The organism is Brevundimonas sp. GW821-FHT09G01 (genome assembly GCF_059416065.1).
The window spans coordinates 581,770-600,554 of sequence record NZ_JBWKOL010000001.1; the positions used below are offsets into that span (position 1 = coordinate 581,770).

The 18,785-nt window shown below is 69.5% G+C and carries 19 protein-coding genes and 1 tRNA gene; 14 read left to right on the forward strand and 6 right to left on the reverse strand.

All coding sequences use genetic code 11. From position 1 onward, the window contains the following. Positions 1–54: 54 nt before the first annotated feature. Positions 55–1,299 carry a class I SAM-dependent RNA methyltransferase gene (locus AC07NB_RS02875; protein ID WP_494570854.1) on the forward strand — a complete coding sequence of 415 codons (1,245 nt, stop codon included), beginning with the start codon at positions 55–57 and terminating at the stop codon, positions 1,297–1,299. On the opposite strand, the gene AC07NB_RS02880 is transcribed toward AC07NB_RS02875, so the two are convergent. Both AC07NB_RS02880 and AC07NB_RS02885 read right to left on the reverse strand, forming a co-directional pair. Continuing rightward, entirely contained in the window at positions 1,235–1,918 is a 684-nt protein-coding gene (locus AC07NB_RS02880; protein WP_494570855.1) for a DUF2306 domain-containing protein, read from the reverse strand. The two genes, AC07NB_RS02875 and AC07NB_RS02880, sit on opposite strands and share 65 nt — an antisense overlap. Next, positions 1,918–2,679: a MipA/OmpV family protein gene (locus tag AC07NB_RS02885; protein WP_494570856.1), complete on the reverse strand. Its 762-nt coding sequence runs from the start codon at positions 2,677–2,679 to the stop codon at positions 1,918–1,920. Before AC07NB_RS02885 ends, AC07NB_RS02880 begins: the two co-directional genes overlap by 1 nt. Positions 2,680–2,933: 254 nt before the next feature. Here AC07NB_RS02885 and AC07NB_RS02890 point away from each other — a divergent pair, with 254 nt between their 5' ends. Beyond that, positions 2,934–3,737: a LytTR family DNA-binding domain-containing protein gene (locus AC07NB_RS02890; RefSeq protein ID WP_494570857.1), complete on the forward strand. Its 804-nt coding sequence runs from the start codon at positions 2,934–2,936 to the stop codon at positions 3,735–3,737. A gap of 30 nt (positions 3,738–3,767) precedes the next feature. Here AC07NB_RS02890 and AC07NB_RS02895 read toward each other — a convergent pair whose 3' ends face one another. Next, positions 3,768–4,841, reverse strand: a complete 1,074-nt coding sequence (locus AC07NB_RS02895; RefSeq protein ID WP_492313157.1) for a PA0069 family radical SAM protein — start codon at positions 4,839–4,841, stop codon at positions 3,768–3,770. Between the two features lie 252 nt (positions 4,842–5,093). On the opposite strand from AC07NB_RS02895, the gene AC07NB_RS02900 reads away from it, so the two are divergent. After that, positions 5,094–5,552: a hypothetical protein gene (locus AC07NB_RS02900; RefSeq protein WP_494570858.1), complete on the forward strand. Its 459-nt coding sequence runs from the start codon at positions 5,094–5,096 to the stop codon at positions 5,550–5,552. 99 nt (positions 5,553–5,651) lie between these two features. On the opposite strand, the gene AC07NB_RS02905 is transcribed toward AC07NB_RS02900, so the two are convergent. After that, positions 5,652–5,736 (reverse strand) — tRNA-Leu (locus tag AC07NB_RS02905). A gap of 92 nt (positions 5,737–5,828) precedes the next feature. Then, positions 5,829–7,403: an amino acid permease gene (locus AC07NB_RS02910; RefSeq protein WP_492313155.1), complete on the reverse strand. Its 1,575-nt coding sequence runs from the start codon at positions 7,401–7,403 to the stop codon at positions 5,829–5,831. A gap of 187 nt (positions 7,404–7,590) precedes the next feature. On the opposite strand from AC07NB_RS02910, the gene hrpB reads away from it, so the two are divergent. From hrpB to AC07NB_RS02925, 3 genes are all read left to right on the forward strand, one after another. After that, positions 7,591–10,029: an ATP-dependent helicase HrpB gene (hrpB, locus tag AC07NB_RS02915; protein ID WP_494570859.1), complete on the forward strand. Its 2,439-nt coding sequence runs from the start codon at positions 7,591–7,593 to the stop codon at positions 10,027–10,029. Between the two features lie 43 nt (positions 10,030–10,072). Beyond that, entirely contained in the window at positions 10,073–10,909 is an 837-nt protein-coding gene (locus AC07NB_RS02920; RefSeq protein WP_494570860.1) for a hypothetical protein, read from the forward strand. Positions 10,910–11,021: 112 nt separating this feature from the next. After that, positions 11,022–11,681 carry a dioxygenase family protein gene (locus tag AC07NB_RS02925; RefSeq protein WP_494570861.1) on the forward strand — a complete coding sequence of 220 codons (660 nt, stop codon included), beginning with the start codon at positions 11,022–11,024 and terminating at the stop codon, positions 11,679–11,681. Here AC07NB_RS02925 and AC07NB_RS02930 read toward each other — a convergent pair. Next, a complete protein-coding gene (locus tag AC07NB_RS02930) occupies positions 11,678–12,169 on the reverse strand; it encodes a hypothetical protein (RefSeq protein WP_494570862.1) in 492 nt (163 codons plus the stop codon). The genes AC07NB_RS02925 and AC07NB_RS02930 overlap by 4 nt on opposite strands. A 216-nt stretch (positions 12,170–12,385) precedes the next feature. Between AC07NB_RS02930 and rpsB the strand changes: the two genes are divergently transcribed. The 8 genes from rpsB to AC07NB_RS02970 all read left to right on the forward strand — a co-directional run bounded on the left by rpsB (position 12,386) and on the right by AC07NB_RS02970 (position 18,778). Next, entirely contained in the window at positions 12,386–13,297 is a 912-nt protein-coding gene (gene rpsB, locus AC07NB_RS02935; RefSeq protein ID WP_492313150.1) for a 30S ribosomal protein S2, read from the forward strand. Between the two features lie 101 nt (positions 13,298–13,398). Then, on the forward strand, positions 13,399–14,340 hold the full coding sequence (gene tsf / locus AC07NB_RS02940) for a translation elongation factor Ts (protein WP_291840888.1): 942 nt from the start codon (positions 13,399–13,401) through the stop codon (positions 14,338–14,340). 97 nt (positions 14,341–14,437) lie between these two features. Beyond that, complete coding sequence (locus AC07NB_RS02945; protein ID WP_291840885.1) at positions 14,438–14,842, forward strand: hypothetical protein; 405 nt, start codon at positions 14,438–14,440, stop codon at positions 14,840–14,842. A gap of 81 nt (positions 14,843–14,923) precedes the next feature. Next, on the forward strand, positions 14,924–16,540 hold the full coding sequence (locus AC07NB_RS02950; protein ID WP_494570863.1) for a M20/M25/M40 family metallo-hydrolase: 1,617 nt from the start codon (positions 14,924–14,926) through the stop codon (positions 16,538–16,540). A gap of 92 nt (positions 16,541–16,632) precedes the next feature. Further along, a complete protein-coding gene (gene mce / locus AC07NB_RS02955; protein ID WP_494570864.1) occupies positions 16,633–17,058 on the forward strand; it encodes a methylmalonyl-CoA epimerase in 426 nt (141 codons plus the stop codon). Then, the gene (locus AC07NB_RS02960) at positions 17,058–17,324 is read left to right on the forward strand and encodes a DUF1467 family protein (RefSeq protein ID WP_494570865.1); all 267 of its coding nucleotides are present in this window, start codon (positions 17,058–17,060) and stop codon (positions 17,322–17,324) included. Before mce ends, AC07NB_RS02960 begins: the two co-directional genes overlap by 1 nt. Before the next feature lie 9 nt (positions 17,325–17,333). Next, positions 17,334–17,672, forward strand: a complete 339-nt coding sequence (locus tag AC07NB_RS02965; RefSeq protein WP_291837059.1) for a DUF3088 family protein — start codon at positions 17,334–17,336, stop codon at positions 17,670–17,672. Positions 17,673–17,767: 95 nt separating this feature from the next. Continuing rightward, complete coding sequence (locus tag AC07NB_RS02970) at positions 17,768–18,778, forward strand: acyltransferase family protein (RefSeq protein ID WP_494570866.1); 1,011 nt, start codon at positions 17,768–17,770, stop codon at positions 18,776–18,778. The last annotated feature ends 7 nt before the right edge of the window (positions 18,779–18,785 follow it).

The window sequence follows — 18,785 nt, forward strand, 5'->3', positions numbered from 1 at the left end:
GCGTTCATCTTCGTTCATGTTTCGCTCGGGGGGCGTTCCCTCTAGAAGCGTCCGATGACGGAAACACTGACTATCGCGCGCGTGGGCGGGCAGGGGGACGGGATCGCCGAGACGGCGGCCGGGCCCGTTTTCGCCCCTCTGACCCTCCCGGGCGAGACCGTGCGCGGCGTGGTCCGCGAGGGGCGGCTGGAAGAGGTCGAGATCGTCGCCCCGAGCCCCGACCGGATCGCCCCGGTCTCGCCGCAGTACGGCGACTGCGGCGGCTGTTCGCTGCAGCACTGGGCGGCGGAACCCTATCTGGACTGGAAACGCGAGCAGGTCCGGCTGGCCCTGGCCCGCGAGCGGATCGAGATCGCGGTTGAGCCGACGGTGGCCATCGCCCCCGGCACGCGCCGCAGACTGGCCCTGCACGCCCGGCGCGGGCCGGACGGACAGGCCATACTCGGTTTCAAGGCGCGCAAGAGCTGGCGGCTGGTCGAGATCGCCGCCTGCCCGGTGGCCGATCCCCGCCTGGTCGCGGCCCTGCCGGCGCTGGCGCGGGTCGCCGACGCCTTCCTGGAACATCCCAAGTCCGCGCCGACCCTGCACGTCACCCTGACGTTGGACGGGCTGGACGTAGACGTGACGGGGGTCGAGCGCCGTTCGGGCGGACTGTCACGCGACGCCCAGATGCGAGCCATCGCGGCGTCGAACGCCGCCGACCTGGCCCGTCTCAGCCTCGCGGGCGAAACCCTGGTCATGGCGCGCCAGCCCCATGTCCAGTTCGGCCCGGCCACCGTGCCCGTGCCGGCGGGCGGCTTCCTGCAGGCCGCACCGCCCGCCGAGGTCGCCATGGTCGAGCGCGCCGTCGCCGCCGTAAAGGGCGCCAAGAAGATCGCCGACCTTTTCTGCGGGGCCGGGACCTTCACCTTCCCCCTGGCCAAGGTCGCCCCGGTGCTGGCCGCCGACGGCTCCGCGCCCGGCATCGCCGCGCTCAAGGCCGGTTTCAAGACCGCCAAGGGCATCAAGCCGATCGAGGCGCAGGCCCGCGACCTGTTCCGCCGCCCCATGGCCCCCTATGATCTGCGCGGCTGCGACGCCATCGTGCTGGATCCGCCGCGCGCCGGGGCGCTGGAGCAGACCAAGCAGATCGCCCAGACCAAGGCGGCGACCGTCGTCTACGTCTCATGCAATCCGGTCACCTTCGCCCGCGACGCCCGCGTCCTGATCGACGCCGGGTTCCGGCTGGAGACGGTCACCCCGGTGGACCAGTTCCTGTGGTCGGCGCATGTGGAGCTGGTGGCGGTGTTCCGGCGCTAACGCGCATCGCCGCCGCCAGGATCAGGATTTCGCAGACCACCAGATTGGGCGCCCACGAACTCCAGGCCGTGACGACATAGGCGACGTCGAACGGGATGTCGGCCAGGCCGGTCAGGACCAGCAATTGAAGGCGCAGGCTGACGCCCGCCAGGGTCAGGGCGAAGCTGCGCATCATCCAGGTCCGGTGCTCGGCCCTGTTCCCGCTGATCGCGGCCAGCCCCCCCATCGTCGTGCACGACAGCCAGAACAGGGTCAGCAGCAGGAACCCGGCGATGCCGACGGGTCCGCCCCGGGCGAAGGGCAGGATCAGGGCGGCGCCGGTCGCGGACAGGACCACGGCGACGACATAGACGCCGCCCAGCAGCCGGTGGAACAGGGGGCGGATGCGGCCGACCAGGCTGAACTGCAGCGCGCCGGCCAGCAGGGCGACCGCCGCCGCGCCGGCGTGCAGCAGGGTCGCCGTCAGCCGGCGCCGTTCCGGATCCCGCTCGCCGAAGAAGCCGTCATACGCGTCCGGGCCAAGGAAGTAGACCACGGAGGCGCTCGCCGTCAGCAGAAGCAGGCCGCCCGCCAGAGCGCGGACGCTCCACTTCAACGCACCTCGAACGATCCCGGTCATCAGAAGCTGTAGCCGAAGCCGATCAGCGTCTGGACCTCGAAGTCGTCACGCAGGCCGGGGTTCTCGCGCGCGGACTCGCCCAGATAGGCGCCGCTGACCTGGGCGATGACGACGATGCGGTCCGTCACCGGCCACAGCATCGTCAGGTCGGCGCCGACGTTCAGGCCGCCCTCCCGAACCTCGAACACCGGAAGCGGCGTCGTGACGCCGTCCTCGATCATCTCGCGGCGCTGCTCGGCGCTGACGCCGTACATGTGGTTGGCGGTGGCCCGGTCCTGCCAGGCGAGCTGAACCCCCGGCGTCAGCGTCACCCCGCCGACAGGAACGGTGACCTCGTAGCGCGCCGTCGCCTCGCCGCCCTCGAACTCGCCGGTGATGTCCCGGCGGTAGTCGATGGAGACGGTTCCGGCGGCGCCGGCGAACGAGGCGCGGACGCCGACGTCGGCGGTGACCTGCTCGCGATTCTCGCCCGGTAGGGCGCGCGCGGCGACGAAGGCGTCGACCGAGAACCCGTGATCGCCGTCAGACCCAGGCCTCCAGGTCGCGCCCGCCTCCAGCCCATCGACATAGAGGGCGCCGCGCCGGGCCACGAGGATCGGGATCGGGAAGACCGAGACGCCTTCCCCCTCGAATGGGGAGCGGTAGGCCAGGGCGCCGGCGCCGAGCACCAGCCGATCTTCGTCAGAGGCGTGGGCGAGGGCGGGGGACAGGCTGAACGCCGCGACCAGGGCGGCGGCGGCAAGGCGGTGTACGGAAGGCATGGCGATCTCCAGGAGCCCGCCCCGACCATCGCGCCGGGCGTCTCGGCTCCGGGTCCGGCCTTTGGGTCCAGGCCTCGCCACGGGACAACAGCGGTTTCGTGAAGACGGCCCGCCGTGTCGTGAAACCGCCGCCGACGCATTCGCGCTTCGTGAAACCGCCGCCCCTTCGCCTTGTCCGTCGCCCGGACCGGCGCTAACCCGGAGCGGCGGGCTGCGGAGGGGAGGGAGGATTGCGGGGACGGGATCTTGATATCGTGACCTTCTGGGCGGCCGACGACCGGCGGACGCTGGTGCGGAGTCTCGCCTTCCTGGCCGCCCCCGTCCTCATCCTGACGCTGCTGGAGCCGTTCGACAGCGGCGGCCTGCCGTTCGCCCTGCGGCTGGCCTACTGGACCGTCCTGCTCGGCGCGCTCGGCTTGGCCTTTCCCCTGGCGGTCCGGTTGGTCCGGCGGCTGGCGCGGGCCCACGCGGTTTCGGCGCTCGTCATCCTCGGCGCCGCCTGCGCCGTGGCGGCCCTTCCGCTATGGGCGCTGGTCGAAGGACTGGACTGGGTCCTGGCCGCCGTCATCGCCCCGCTGTTCGGACGCTCCGACGTGGCCGAGGCGCCCTTCGTCGGCGGGTTTCTCACCCTGACGGCGACCTATGTCTCCGTCTGCCTGGTGACGGCCCTGATCGTCGGCGGGATCAGCCTGCTGCAGCTGGCCGCCAGCCGCCGGGCGGAACCGGTGAAGGCCGTGGCCGAACCGGGCGTGCGCTTCCTCTCGCGCCTGCCGGCCGGCGTCGCGGGCGAGTTGGTCTGCATCCGCATGGAGGACCACTATCTGCGCGTCACCACGCGCAACGGCGAGGCCCTGATCCTGATGCGGATGCGCGACGCGCTCGGCGAACTGAAGGACTATCCGGGCCTCCAGGTTCACCGCTCCTGGTGGGTCGCCGCCGATGCGGTCGTCCGCCTGGCGCGCAGCGGGCGACGGCTGGAGGTGGTTCTGAAGAACGGAACGCGGGCGCCGGTCTCGTCCACCCATCGCGGGCAGGTGAAAGGGTTCGTGTTCGGCTGAGGCGGGCCATCGCTCTGTGAGCGTGCTGGATCAGGCCGCGTCGAACAGGTCGCCCTGCTTGCGGGCGCTGGCGGGAACGCGGAAACGGCTTTCGTCCAGCAGCGGACGCGGGCCGTCCAGGCCGTAGCGTTTGACAGCCGCGCGGAAGCGGGTCCCGATCAGTTCGGCCACCGGGCCCGAGCCCTTCATGCGCTGCGACCAGTCGGGATCATAGTCCCTGCCGCCCCGGGTCTGGCGGACCAGAGACATGACCCGCGCCGCCCGGTCCGGCCGGGCGTCCGCCAGCCATTCGCGGAACAGATCCTTGATCTCCAGCGGCAGGCGCAGGGTCACATACATGGCGCTGGTCGCCCCGGCCTTTGCCGCCGCTTCCAGGATGGATTCAAGCTCGTGGTCGTTGAGCCCCGGGATCACCGGGGCGAAGCCGACGCCCACCGGCACGCCCGCCTCGGCGAGCCGCGAGACGGCCTCCAGCCGTTTGGCAGGGGTTGAGGCGCGCGGCTCCATCGCGCGCGCCAGCTTGCGGTCAAGCGTGGTGATGGAGACGAAGGCCGAAGCCAGCCCGTCGCGCCCCATCGGCCCCAGGATGTCCACGTCGCGCGTGATCAGCACCGACTTGGTGATGATGCTGAACGGATGCCTGAACCTCTGCAGGACCTCGAGAATCGACCGCGTCGACTTCAGCTCGCGCTCGACCGGCTGATAGGGGTCGGTGTTGCCGCCTATGTGGATGCGCCTGCAGACGTATCGCGGCTTGCAGAGCTCCTGTTCCAGCAGGTCCGCTGCGCCGGGCTTGAAGAAGAGCCGGCTCTCGAAATCCAGGCCCGGGGATAGGCCCATCCAGGCATGGGACGGACGGGCGTAGCAGTAGATACAGCCATGTTCGCAGCCCTTGTAGGGGTTGATGGACCGGTCGAAACCGACGTCCGGACTGGTGTTGCGCGCGATGATCGTCCGGGCCGTCTCAGGCGTCAGGGTGGTGCGCAGCGGCGCCGCCTCCGCGTCCTGATCGGTCCATCCGTCATCGAAGGCCTCGACCGTTTCCGGTTCGTAGCGCCCGGTCGCGTTCGACCTCGCACCTCGCCCCTTCGCAATCTCGACCATGGACGGACGGTACCGCAGAATAAGAACAAATCAAGAACAATATGAAATCAGCTGACTGGCCTAACAATGTTGTGCGTGTCGCAACCTTGGGTGATGATGCCGGTCGCCGGTAGGCGGGCCCGCATCGAGCGCGACCGGATCACGGTCGGCGACGCCGGCAGGAGAGACGCGGCTATGGAAGACAGCGTGCGCACAGCCTTGCGGTTCGGGACGTCGGCGGGGAGCGTGGAAGAGCGTTTCCAGAAGGCGGGAATGACAATCTATCCGAAGTCGCTCCGGGCCCTGATGGACGTCCTCAGTCCGGAGACCCTGACCTTCCGCAGCGACATGGACCTGAACGACGTCGAGATCTCCTCGACCCTGACGGTTCACAGCAATGGAGAATACGTCTGGGACGGCCGGGCCGACGACAGCGGGACCCTCCTGGGCGACGTCTACAGCCTGTCGGTCAGCCTCACCCAGGCCAGCCCCGACAACCTGACCTTCGCGCTCGTCCAGAACGGCGAACTGGACGCCGGCAAGCATGAGAACTGGCATCAGTTCGGCAACAGCCGATGGCTCTCGGACCATTGGGATCTGGTGGTGGTGTCCAAGGCGCGCTGGCGGCTCTCGCAGCGGACGGAGATCGGAACCCTGATCAACCTGATCTTCGGCAACGGCAGCGTCCAGCCCGCGCCCACGGGCGAGAGCACCTGGCCGAGCTGGGACTGAGCCGGCCTCAAGCAGCGCGCGGCCGCGCCGCAAGCGATAGGCCAGGAGTATCGACCTCAAGCAGCGAGGGCCGCGTCCCGAGCGTTAGGCCGACAAGGATGGTGCGGATGAGAGGACTCGAACCTCCACGCCTCTCGGCGCCAGAACCTAAATCTGGTGCGTCTACCAGTTCCGCCACATCCGCATAGGTAGGCTGAAGCCTCTAGGCGAGACCGCCGCAAAGGAAAAGGCCCGGGATCGCTCCCGGGCCTTCGTCTTGTGGTCTTCCGCCGGCGATCAGGTCGTGCCCGGAGGCGGCGGGATGTCGGCGTCCTGCTCGTGGACCTCGGTATGGCCCTTGCGCATGTGGCTCTTGCGGATGCCGTACAGGAAATAGATCACCAGACCGATGCCGCCCCAGATCGGCAGCACCATCTTGGCGTCGTGCGGCAGGTTCCAGAACAGGAAGGCGCAGCCGGCGGCCGAGATCGGCGCGATGATCCACACCAGCGGCGTCTTGAACGGACGGTGACGGTTCGGCTCCTTCACGCGCAGGATCAGCACCGCCAGCGACACCATGAAGAAGGCGAACAGGGTGCCCGAGTTCGAGATGTCCGCCAGCTGGCCGACCGGGAACAGGGCGCCGGCGATGGCGACCGCGATACCGGTGAACAGGGTGACGATGTAGGGCGTCTTCCACTTCGGGTGAACCTTGGCGAAGCTCTCCGGCAGCAGGCCGTCGCGCGCCATCACGAAGAAGATGCGGGTCTGGCCGTAGATCATCATCAGGATGACCGAGGGCAGGGCCAGCATGGCGGCGATGCCCAGGGCGTTTCCGACGGCCGGGAAGTTGATCTCGCGCAGGACGTGGGCCAGGGCCTCGTTCGAGCAGACCAGCTGGCTGGAGTTCTGGGCCAGGGCGCAGGCGGCGGTGAAGGCGGGCGAGCCCGGCTGGACGGCGTGACCGTCGGCGCCGAGCACCGGTTGGGCGCCGATGGCGCCGACCGCGCCGGCCGCGACCAGCAGATAGAAGATGGTGCAGATGGCCAGCGAGCCGATCAGGCCGATGGGCACGTTGCGCTGCGGGTTCTTGGTCTCTTCGGCGGCGGTCGAGACCGCGTCGAAGCCGACGTAGGCGAAGAAGATCGACGCCGCGGCGCCGACGATGCCCATGCCCGTGGTGCCTGCCGGTCCGAACCAGCCGTTCGGCGCGAAGGGCTGGAAGTTGCCGGACTTGATGACCGGCAGGGTCAGCACGATGAAGGCGGTCAGGGCGGCAACCTTGATGGCCACCAGGATGGCGTTGACGCGGGCGCTTTCCGTGGTGCCGATCATCAGCAGCAGGGTCACGGCCAGGGCGACGACGATCGCCGGCACGTTGATGAGCCCCGCCGAGAAGTCCGGCGTCGGAATGAAGCCGTTCATCGTCCAGACCGGTCCGGCCTGAAGTTTGTCAGGCCAGTCGAAGTGGAGCGCGTTCTCGATCAACCCCAGCACATAGCCGGACCACCCAACCGACACGGCGGATGCGGCCACCGCATACTCCAGGATCAGCGCCCAGCCGACCGTCCAGGCCAGCAGTTCGCCCATCACGGCGTAGGTATAGGTGTAGGCCGAGCCCGAAACCGGGGCCATGGCGGCCAGTTCCGAGTAACAGAGCGCGGCGACGGCGCAGACGGCGCCGGCGATGATGAAGCTGTACATCATGCCCGGGCCGGCCTTCTGCGAGGCGGCCGCGGTGAGTACGAAGATCCCGGTGCCGATGATCGCGCCGACCCCCAACAGGGTCAGTTGAACCGGGCCGAGCGACCGATGAAGCGACTTCTTCTCGGCCGTGGCCAGAATCGCGTCGAGCGATTTAACGCGCCACATAAGATTACCCCTCCGACTTATTTAGCAGCCCTCTCGCTGCTTTGGCGCGGACGCTAGCGGGGTGAAGGGCCAGTGGCAACGCGGTTTCCGAAGCGTGAACCTGTCGCGACGCTTTGATGACCTGCCTCGTTGCCGCTAGACCGCAGCTTTCTTGGCGCGCTCCTCGCGCATTGCGCTACTGAGCCGCATGACGACGCTTCCCATCCACGCCGTTCTTGAACCGCTGAAGGCCGCGCTGGCGCAGAGCAACGCCGCCGTGCTGGCCGCCCCGCCGGGCGCGGGCAAGACCACGGTCGTGCCTCTGACCCTGCTGGATCAGCCGTGGCTGGGCGAGGGGCGGGTGCTGGTCTTGGAACCGCGACGCCTCGCCGCACGCGCCGCCGCCGACCGCATGGCCGCCTCGTTGGGCGAACAGGCGGGCGGAATCGTCGGCTACCGCACCCGTCTGCAGAGTCGCATCGGGCCGAAGACCCGCATCGAGGTCATCACCGAGGGCGTCTTCACCCGCATGATTCTGGACGACCCGGCGCTGGACGGGGTCGGCGCGGTGCTGTTCGACGAATTCCACGAACGCAGCCTGGACGCCGACCTCGGCCTGGCGCTGGCGCGGGAGGCGCAGGGCCTGCTGCGCGAGGACCTGCGGTTGCTGGTCATGTCGGCGACGCTGGACATCGCCGGAGTGTCGAAGCTTCTGGCCAATTCTTTGGGGGAATGGGCGCCGGTGATCGAGGCCGAGGGCCGGATGTTCCCGGTCGAGACTCGCTATCTGGGCCGCGGCGCCGCTGAACGGTTCGAGGACGCCGTCGCCCGCGCCGTGCGCCAGGCGCTGGCAGAGGAGACCGGCTCCATCCTCGTCTTCCTGCCGGGACAGGGTGAGATCCATCGGGTCGCCCGAGCGCTGGGCGAGCGCTTGCCCGCCAACGCCGGCGTCATCCCCCTGTACGGCGCGCTGGACAAGGGCGAGCAGGACCGCGCCATCGAACCAGCCGTCGCCGGACGCCGCAAGATCGTGCTGGCCACCTCGGTCGCCGAGACCAGCCTGACTATCGAGGGCGTGCGCGTGGTCATCGACGGCGGCCTGTCCCGCGTGCCCCGCTTCGAACCCTCCAGCGGCCTGACCCGGCTGGCGACCGTCAAGGTCAGCCGGTCTTCCGCCGAACAGCGCAGGGGCCGCGCGGGCCGGGTCGAGCCGGGCGTCTGCTACCGCCTTTGGGACGAGGAACAGACGCGGGGACTGGTGGCGCACCAGCGGCCGGAAATCCTCGAGGCTGACCTGACCGCGTTCGCGCTGGATCTGGCCCGCTGGGGCGCGCGCTCGCCGGAGGGGCTGGCCTTGCTGGACCCGCCCCCCGCCGGCGCCTTCGCCGAGGCGCGCAAGGTGCTGCAGCGGCTGGACGCGCTGGACCCCGACGGCGGCCTGACCGAGCACGGGCGGCGCCTGACCCGCATCCCCCTGTCGCCCCGGCTGGCGCACATGGTCGCCGTAGCCAGCGATCAGGAAGACGCCGACCTGGGCGCCCGCATCGCCGCCGTGCTCAGCGAACCGGGTCTGGGCGGAAATGGCGTCGACCTGTCCGAGCGGCTGAAGGGGCTGGAACGCGATCGCTCGCCGCGCGCCCGCGACGCCATGAAGCTGGTCGAGCGCTGGGCGAAGGCGGCGGGAGGCGGGAAGGGCGGCGACGCCGATCCCGGGGCCCTGCTGGCCGAGGCCTTCCCCGAGCGGGTGGCCAAGGCGCGGGGCAAGCCCGGCGAATTCCTGTTGGCCTCGGGCCGCGGCGCGTTCCTGGACCCCACCGACGTCATGGCCCGCGAAGCCTGGCTGGCGGTGGCCGAACTCGGGGGAGGGGACGCCCGCGACCGCATCCGCCTGGCCGCCCCGGTCGATCCCGCCGCGCTGGATCATCGCCTCGAGGTCGAGGACCGGCTGACCCGCGAACCCTCCGGCCGGATGGTGCTGAAGCGCATCCGCCGGATCGGGGCCATCGTGGTCGATGAGAAGCTGATGGGCGCGCCCGACCGCAAGGCCGTCACCGCCGCCCTGAAGACCGAGGCCGAGACCGACGGGCTCAAGGCGATCCGCTGGGGCGAGCGCGCCTTGGCCCTGCGCGCGCGCCTCGCCTTCCTGCGCACCTTCGACGACGGCTGGCCGGACGTGTCGGACGACGGCCTGCATGCGCAGCGCGAGACCTGGCTCTGGCCCCTGCTGGACAGTGTCCAGTCGCTGACGGCCATCCCGGACGGCGCCCTGGCCGACGGCCTGCGCACCCTTATCCCGTGGGACCGCCAGCGCGCCCTGAACGATCTCGCGCCCGAACGGCTGGAGACGCCGCTGGGCTCGGCGTCCATCGACTACGCCGCCGAAGGCGGTCCGCGCGTCGATATCCGGGTGCAGGAGCTGTTCGGGGTCAAGGTCCACCCGACCGTGGGGCGCGGCACGCCGCTGACCCTGGCTCTGCTGTCGCCCGCGCGACGGCCGATCCAGATGACCAAGGACCTGCCGGGCTTCTGGGCCGGCTCATGGAAGGACGTGCGCGCCGACATGCGCGGCCGCTATCCGCGCCACCCCTGGCCAGAAGACCCGTCCGTCGCCGCGCCGACAAACCGGGTCAAGCCGCGCGGGACGTGACGGCGGCCCGGAAGTGCTGCAGGGTGGCCGAAAGGGGCCCCTTATGAAACCGAGTCTTGCGACAGCCGCCTGCCTGCTCCTCGCGGCCTGTGGGCAGCCGACCGATGCGCCCGATGCTCCGCGCGCGCCGGTTCCGCCGACCACCCCCCAGGCTCCCGCCTCGCCGACGCCGCCGCAAGTCTTGGCGGGCGCGGTCGTGCCCGTCGGTGACGACACCCCCCTCGGCGTCCCGCCCGCCGTCTATCCGCCCCTGCCGTCCCGCTTCAGCGATCCGGCGGCCCTGGCGCCGGAGGGCTGGCGGATCGAACATCGCGTCGCGGGCGACCTGAACGGCGACGGCGCCGCGGACGTGGTCCTTGTCCTGAAACAGCACGACCCGGCCAACCGAGTCCGGAATGACGGTTTCGGAGCGGACACGCTGGATACCAACCCCCGCCTCCTGATCGTGGCCCTGGCCCGGGACGGCGGCTATGACCTCGTGGTGCGGAACCACACCTTCATCCCGCGCCCCCTCGAACCGGCGCTGGAGGACGTGCTGGAAAGCGCTCCGGAGATCCGCAACGGGACGCTGTCGATCCCGCTGCACTACTTCGCGTCGGCCGGCGGCTGGACCATGTGGAATTCGGTCTCGCGCTTCCGCTGGCGAGACGGCGCCCTGCGCCTGATCGGACACGACTACGCCGAGGTCAGCCGCAACACCGGCGCCACCCTGGACCGCAGCGTCAACTTCCTGACGCGGCGTGTCAGCACGGTGCGGTCGACCATCGACGTGGACAAGGATCCGCCGGCGGTCTGGTCCACCCTGCCGGCCGGCCCGCTCCTGACCATCGAACAGGTCGGAAACGGCCTCGAGTACTATCCCGTCGAGGATGACGGCTAGGCGAAGGAACCGGCCTGGGCGGCCTTTCATCAGCCGTCCATGCGGCGAAACGCCGTTTTTCCGGATCGCGGTTCGGGCGTATCGTCATCGATGGTGCGGTGGATACGGAGCCATGGACAGACGCGCGTTCGGTCTCAGCCTGTTCGGCGGCGCGCTTGTCGTCTGCGCCTGCGGCAGTCGCTCGGCCGAGACCCGGGCCGAAGAACCGCCGTCCGGGAATGCCCAGGTCCGCCCCAACCTCTACGCCTGCGAAGGCTGCGAGGCGGTGTCGGAGCGCGAGCCTTCCGGCCTGCCGCCAAGCCTCCGCCTGGCCGGCCCTAACGAGCCGGGCGAACGGATGCGGCTGACCGGCCGGGTCCTGTCCGCCGACGGCGCTGCGCCCGTCGAAGGCGTGGTCATCTACGCCCACCACACCAACGCCGCCGGCCTCTATGCGAACGGGACGACGGAAACGACCTGGAGCCGGCGTCACGGCCGCCTGCGCGGCTGGGTGCGCTCCGACGCCCAGGGACGGTACGCCTTCGACACCATCAAGCCCGCGCCCTATCCGGACATGACCATGCCTGCCCATGTGCACCTGTTCCTGCGGGAACCGGGGCGGCGGCCCTATTACATCGATGACGTGGTCTTCGACGGCGAGTTCGGCGTCGACGCCGCCTATCGCGCCCGGCAGGAGGGGCGGGGCGGATCGGGGATCGTGCGGCTGGACCGGACGCCGGACGGAACCTGGACCGCGGTCCGGGACATCCGGCTGGAGCGCCATCCGGACTAGCGCGCGGCTTCTCTCCCGCGAATTGCCGTCAGTATCCGGGTGCAGGCGACCGAGGGTTCGGCGTCGGCCGAGCAGCCGGTCTGGACGACCTTGAAGGCGAAACGCTCCCCCACGGCCGTCATCGTCGGCTCCATGCGCGCGATCAGGGCGTCAAGCCGCGCCCCGTCCACATTGGACGGATCCTGCAACTGCTCCAGCGGCCATTCGTCCGCCACGGCGTTGGCGGCGAAATCCTGGGCTTCGCGGACCATGGCGGGGAAACCCTCGTCGAACGCCTTGTTCAGGGCCGCCCGCTCGCTCGGTTTGATTCCGGGCAGCGCCGCCAGCTGGGCCCGCTGGTTCGGAGCACTGTCATTGAGGAAGCTCGCAAGCGAGGCGTCGATCAGCGCATGGGCGGCGGCGCGGCGCGCCTCCAGGTCGCTCTGCGCGACGGCCGGCGACGCGAACAGCAGGACGGCGGCGACCGCCGCGATGATCGGATTTCGCATTCTACAGGCCCCTCGGAAAGCGAACGGGCAGGATGATCGAACCTGCGGACGCCGTCCATGCTTGCTATTTCGGCCCATCCCGCCTATTTGGCCCGCGCACTTCGCACGTGGGCGTGGCGCAGCCGGGGGAGACATCCCCGACCGCTCCATTCCGAGGGTCCGTCCGGATCTTTAAAACGCCCACGCAACGTCTATCGGAAAAAGGAACACCCGATCATGGCTCTGCCTGAATTCTCCATGCGTTCGCTGCTCGAAGCCGGCGCTCACTTCGGTCACCAGACGCACCGCTGGAACCCGAAGATGGACCGCTACATCTTCGGCGCCCGCTCGAACATCCACATCATCGACCTGTCGCAGACCATGCCGCTGCTGCACCAGGCGCTGGTCGAGATCCGCAACGTCGCCGCCAAGGGCGGTCGCGTCCTGTTCGTCGGCACCAAGCGCCAGGCGTCGGACCCGGTGGCCGAAGCCGCCAAGCGTTGCGCCCAGTACTACATGAACAACCGTTGGCTCGGCGGCACGCTGACCAACTGGAAGACCGTCTCGGGTTCGATCGCCCGCCTGCGCGAACTGGACAGCCTGCTGGAATCCGGCGGCGAAGGCCGCGTCAAGCGCGAGCTGCTGAGCCTGCAGCGCGAGCGTGACAAGCTGGACGCCTCGCTGGGCGGCATCAAGGACATGGGCGGCATCCCCGACATCATGTTCGTGATCGACACCAACAAGGAAGCGATCGCGATCCAGGAAGCCCGCAAGCTGAACATCCCGATCGTCGCCATCCTGGACACCAACTCGGATCCGGACGGCATCACCTATCCGGTCCCGGGCAACGACGACGCCGCCCGCGCCATCCAGACCTACTGCGACCTGGTCGCCGACGCCGTCCTGGACGGCCTGGCCGCCGGCCAGTCGGCCTCGGGCGTGGACCTGGGCGCCGCCGTGAACCCGGAAGAGCCGATGCTGCGCGAGGCCTCGGCCCCGGTCGCCGCTGACGCCGCTCCGGCCGGCACGGAAGCCGTCGCCGCCGAGCTGGAAGCCGCCGCTGCCGAACCGGCCGTCGCTGACGAAGCCGCCCAGGAAGCGACGACCGAAGCGCTCGACGCCGTCGAAACCGACAAGGCCGCGGTCTGAGGATCGCACCGGCCTTCGTATGAAGGCCGTACGTCTAACTGACATACGGCCGGGGTAACTCCCGGCCGTTACCGCATTCGAATACCCCAAGGAGCTATACAATGGCCGAGATCACCGCCGCCCTCGTCATGGAACTGCGCGCCAAGTCCGGCGTCGGCATGATGGACTGCAAGAAGGCGCTGCAAGAGACCGACGGCGACATCAACGCCGCGATCGACTGGCTGCGCGCCAAGGGCCTGTCCAAGGCCGCCAAGAAGGCCGACCGCGTCGCCGCCGAGGGCCTGGTGGCCGTCGCGTCGAAGGAAGACGGCAAGGGCGAAATCGGCGCCGCGATCGAGTTCAACTCGGAAACGGACTTCGTCGCCCGCAACGAGCTGTTCCAGAACGCCGCCAAGGCCTTCGCCCTGAAGGGCCTGGAGCACCACAGCGTCGAAGCCCTGCACGGCGCCGAGCTGGAAAACGGCAACACCGTTGAGGCCGAGGTCACCAACATGATCGCGACCATCGGCGAGAACATGCAGCTGCGTCGCGCCGCTCGCCTGTCGGTCGATGAAGGCGTCGTCGCCTCCTACGTCCACAACGCCGTGGCTCCGAACCTGGGCCGCATCGGCGTGCTGGTCGCCCTGCACGGCGGCGGCGACAAGGCCGCCCTGCGCGAACTGGGCCGCAAGATCGCCATGCACGTCGCCGCGACCGCCCCGCTGTCGCTGAACACCGACGATCTGGACCCGGCCGCGATCGAGAAGGAACGTCAGGTCCTGACCGAGAAGGCCAAGGAAGAAGGCCGTCCGGAAGCCATGATCGCCAAGATCGTGGAAGGCCAGATCAACAAGTTCCAGAAGGACGTGGTGCTGACCAAGCAACCGTTCGTCATGAACCCCGACGTGACCATCGAGCAGCTGGTCGCCGACGCGGGCAAGGAACTGGGCGCCCCCGGCCTGCACCTGGCCGGCTTCGTCCGCCTGGCTCTGGGTGAAGGCGTCGAGAAGGTCGAAGGCCCGGACTTCGCCGCCGAAGTCGCCTCCATGATGGGCGGTAACTAAGCCCGTCCGTTCCGTCTTCGGACGGAGCTGATAAAATGACGAAGGCCGACGGTTTCGACCGTCGGCCTTTTTCGTACGCGAGCAGCGGGAGCGAACGATGAGCGACGACCAGATCGACTTCGGCGAGGATGGCGGCGGCTACGACGCCGACGACTGGACCCGCCTGATCCCCTTCACGGGCCGGGTCGCGACCCTGGACGACGTGCAGGCCAAGAAGGCCGTCTTCGCCCTGGGCGACACCGAGGACCCTCGCGTCATCGACATGGACCTGCCCCAGCCGCTGATCTGGTGGGAGGCCGACGGCGAGCAGGCGGCGGTCGCCGTCCAGGCTGAAAGCCATATCGGACCCGACGGCGACGAGATGGACGTGCTGGGCCTGATCCTGCCTGACGGCGGCGCGGCGGTGGCCCTGCTGGAGGACTGCGATCTGGTCGATGCTGCCGATCCGGTCTGGCGCCGGCTGGTGGCCGAGGCGATCGACGTGGACGACGCGACGGACTGACACGTCAGCGACGTTCTTCCTTTGCACAACGGTCAGGCTTGGGGTCCTATCGCCGCCGTTCAGTGATTCAGGGGAGTTTCCATGCGTCTTGCCGCCTTGTTGTCCGCCACCGCCCTGGCGTTGACGGCCGTTCCGTTCGCCACGTCCGCCGCCGCCCAGTCGCCGGATCTCGTCGCCGTCAACGGCATCATCGACCAGGGACTGAACCACAGCCAGGTCATGCAGACCGCCGCCTGGCTGACCGACCGGATCGGCGGGCGGATGACCAACTCGCCGCAGATGCGCCAGGCCGAGACCTGGACCCAGCAGCAGTTCCGCGACTGGGGCCTGTCCAACGTCCGCGCCGATCCGTTCGACTTCGGCCGCGGCTGGTCGGTCGTCCGCTCCAGCGCGCGCATGACCGCGCCGCGCCCGCTCGACCTGCGCGCCATCCCGATCGCCTGGACGCCCGGCACCAACGGCGTGATCAGCGGCGACGTGGTCGTCGCCCCGATGACCTCCGCCGGCGACTTCGCGAAGTGGCGCGGCAAGCTTGCGGGCAAGATCGTGCTGGTCTCGCGCCCCACCGCCGGGTCCGAGCCGACCGATCCGGCCTTCCGTCGGCTGACCGAAGACGACCTGCGCAACGCCAACACCTATAACCTGCCCAACCATTCGGCGCCGTCGACCGGCGCGCTGCGCGAGCTGGAGTTCGCCCGGCAGATGGACGCCTTCCTGCAGGAAGAGGGCGCCCTGGCCTGGGTCCGTATGTCCGCCCGCGACGGCGGCCTGCTGCACGGCAACGGCTCGGGCTACCGCATGGACGACCAGCGCAAGACGCCGGGCATGGAGCTGGCGGCCGAGGACTATCGCCGTCTGGCCCGCCTGGCCCTGACCGAGGACGCCAAGCCGCGCCTCGAACTGATGAGCGAGGTCCGCTTCCACGAGGAAGACACCAACGCCTACAACATCCTGGCCGACATTCCGGGCACGGGCCGTTCGGGCGAATACGTCATGGCCGGCGCCCACCTGGACAGCTGGGCCGCCTCGGACGGGGCCGTCGATAACGCCGCCGGCAGCGCTGTCGTCATGGAGGCCGCGCGCATCCTGCGGGCCATGAACGTGCGGCCCAAGCGCACCATCCGCTTCGCCCTGTGGAGCGGGGAAGAGCAGGGCATTCTCGGGTCGCTGGCCTATGTCGACAAATACGTCGCCACCCGCGCCCCGCTGGGCGACGCCCAGCTGGACGCCCTGCCGAACAACCGCACCTGGCGCCAGCGCTGGCCGATCCAGCCGCGCGCCGGCCACGGCGATCTGGTCGCCTACTTCAACCTGGACAACGGCTCGGGCAAGATCCGCGGCATCAACGCCGAGGGCAATGTCGCCGCCGCGCCGATCTTCCAGGAGTGGCTGAGGCCCTTCAACGCCATGGGCGCCACCACGGTGTCGATGCGCACCTCGGGCAGCACTGACCACGTCTACATGCAAACCGTCGGCGTGCCGGGCTTCCAGTTCATCCAGGACCCGCTCGACTACGGCGCGCGCCTGCACCACACCTCGATCGACAGCTATGACCACATGCGGGCCGACGACCTGCGCCAGGCCGCCGTCATCCTGGCGACCTTCCTGCTGAACGCCGCCAACAGCGACGAGCCCCTGCCGCGCATGCCGGTCCCGACCCGGCCCACGCCGACGGACCCGTTCCCGCTGCAGCAGTAGGGACGGTCGGAGAGTGAAAAGGAGGGCGTCGCGGCGACGGCTGCGACGCCCTTTCTCTTTGAGCGGGCGAGGACACCCGCTAAAGCAGCCGGATGATCGGTAGACTGAACCACGTCGGCGTCGCCACGCCCTCCATCGAGGCCAGCGTCGCCCTGTATCGCGACCTGCTCGGTGCCTCGAAGGCCCATGAGCCGTTCGACCTGCCGGCGCAGGGCGTCCGCGTCTGTTTCGTCGACCTGCCCAACAGCCAGATCGAGCTGATCGAGCCGCTCGGCGAGGACAGCCCGATCCACGGGTTCCTGGCCAAGAACCCCAAGGGCGGCCAGCACCACGTCTGTTTCGAGGTCGAGGACATCCTCGCCGCCCGCGACGCCCTCAGGGCCAAGGGCGCGACTATCCTCGGGACGGGCGAACCGCGCATCGGCGCCCACGGAACCCCGATCATCTTCGTCCACCCGAAAGACATGGGCGGCGTGCTGGTCGAACTGATGGAAACCCCCAAGGACGGAGCCCACTGATGTCCTTCCCGATCGGCATACCGACCATCATCGGCATCTATCTCGTCTGCTGGTGGACTGTGCTGTTCGCCGTTCTGCCGATCGGCATGAACCAGCAGGCCCAGGAAAAGCCGACCGACGGCAGCCAGTGGGGAGCGCCGGTCAATCCGCAACTGAAGCGCAAATTCATCACCACCACCTGGGTGTCGGCGCTGGTTTGGCTGTTGATCATGGTGCTGGTCGGCACCGGCTGGATGCCCCTGCCTGACCTCACGCCGCCGGTCTAGGAACGCGCCGTGACTGATCGCCTTTATCTCCTGAACCCCGGCTGGCATGACGACGCCGGCGGCCCCTGGTACTGCCCGGCGGGCGCGATCGTCGAGGGCGTGCTGTCCTTCTATCCGGCCCTGCGCGAGCAGCTGGAAATCAGATACCTGGACCACCCGCGCCCGCGTCCGGCCGTGATCGCCGAGGTCGGGGAGGACCACCAGTCCTGTCCGCTGCTGGTGCTAGACCAGACCTTCGACTGGCCCGAGGCGAACACCAGCGCGGCCACCGGCCGCCGCTTCCTGCAGGACGAGGCCATCATCCCCTATCTGGCGGCGCGTTACGGCATCGGCCTGCCGCACCCCTAGATTGCCCTGCACCGCGCTTTAACCCTTGCCGGTTACATCCCTCGCCGATGGGGGCGGATGAGATCACGCGGGCGGAGGCGCCCAAGAGCCATTTCATGGCCCTGGACGGCCTGCGCGGCGTCGCCGCCTTCGCCGTCCTGGCCCTGCACCTGCCGCCGCTCGACCGGCTGGTCCCTCACGCCTACCTGGCGGTCGATCTGTTCTTCATCATGTCCGGCTTCGTCGTGGCCCACGCCTATGAGCGTCGGCTGCTGGACGGCTGGAGCGTCGGCGCCTTCATCCGCACGCGGATCGTCCGGCTCTGGCCGCTGTACCTGCTGGGCACGGCGATCGGCGCGGCGGTGTTCGCCAGCGTCGCCACTGGCCTCGACGGTTTCGCCGCCCTGGCCGTGCTTATCGCCGCCGCGGTCCTGATGATCCCGCTGCCGCTGGGCGCCGACGTGCAGATCTTCAACCTGAACCGGCCCGCCTGGTCGCTGTTCTTCGAGATGGCCGCCAACATCCTCTATGCGATCTTCGCCCGGCGGCTCAGCGACCGCATCCTGACCATGCTGGTCGCCCTGGGCGCCATCGCCGTGACCACGACCTTCCTGTCCGCCGACAGCGGCTCGCTGGGTCATCATGGCGCGTCCATGGCCGGAGGCGCGGCGCGCATCCTGTTCGCCTTCCCGCTGGGGGTCCTGCTGCACCGGATGTGGGCGGCCGGGCGGCTGACGCTGCACTGGCCCGCCGCCGTGGCGTTCGGCCTGTTCGTGGCCGTGATGCTGCTGCCGGACGTGGCCGGCTGGAACGGCCTGATCGACGCCGCCGCCGTCCTGCTGGTCCTGCCTCTGATCACCGTCTCGGCGATCACCGCCCGTCTGTCGCCGCGCGCGAGCCGGGCCGCCGCCGTCCTCGCCCTGATGTCCTATCCGCTCTACATCCTGCACGGGCCGATCGTGATGGGCTTCGGCCAGATGCTGGGCGAGAGGCCGCTGGCCTCGGCGCTCGGGGGAACCGTCAGCCTGGTCGCCGCATTTGTCGCGGCGCGCTGGTTCGACGGACCGGCGCGCCGGTTGTTGGCGCGGGTGTTGACGCAAAGACAGGCCGCGACCACGACCGCCTAGCTTTCGC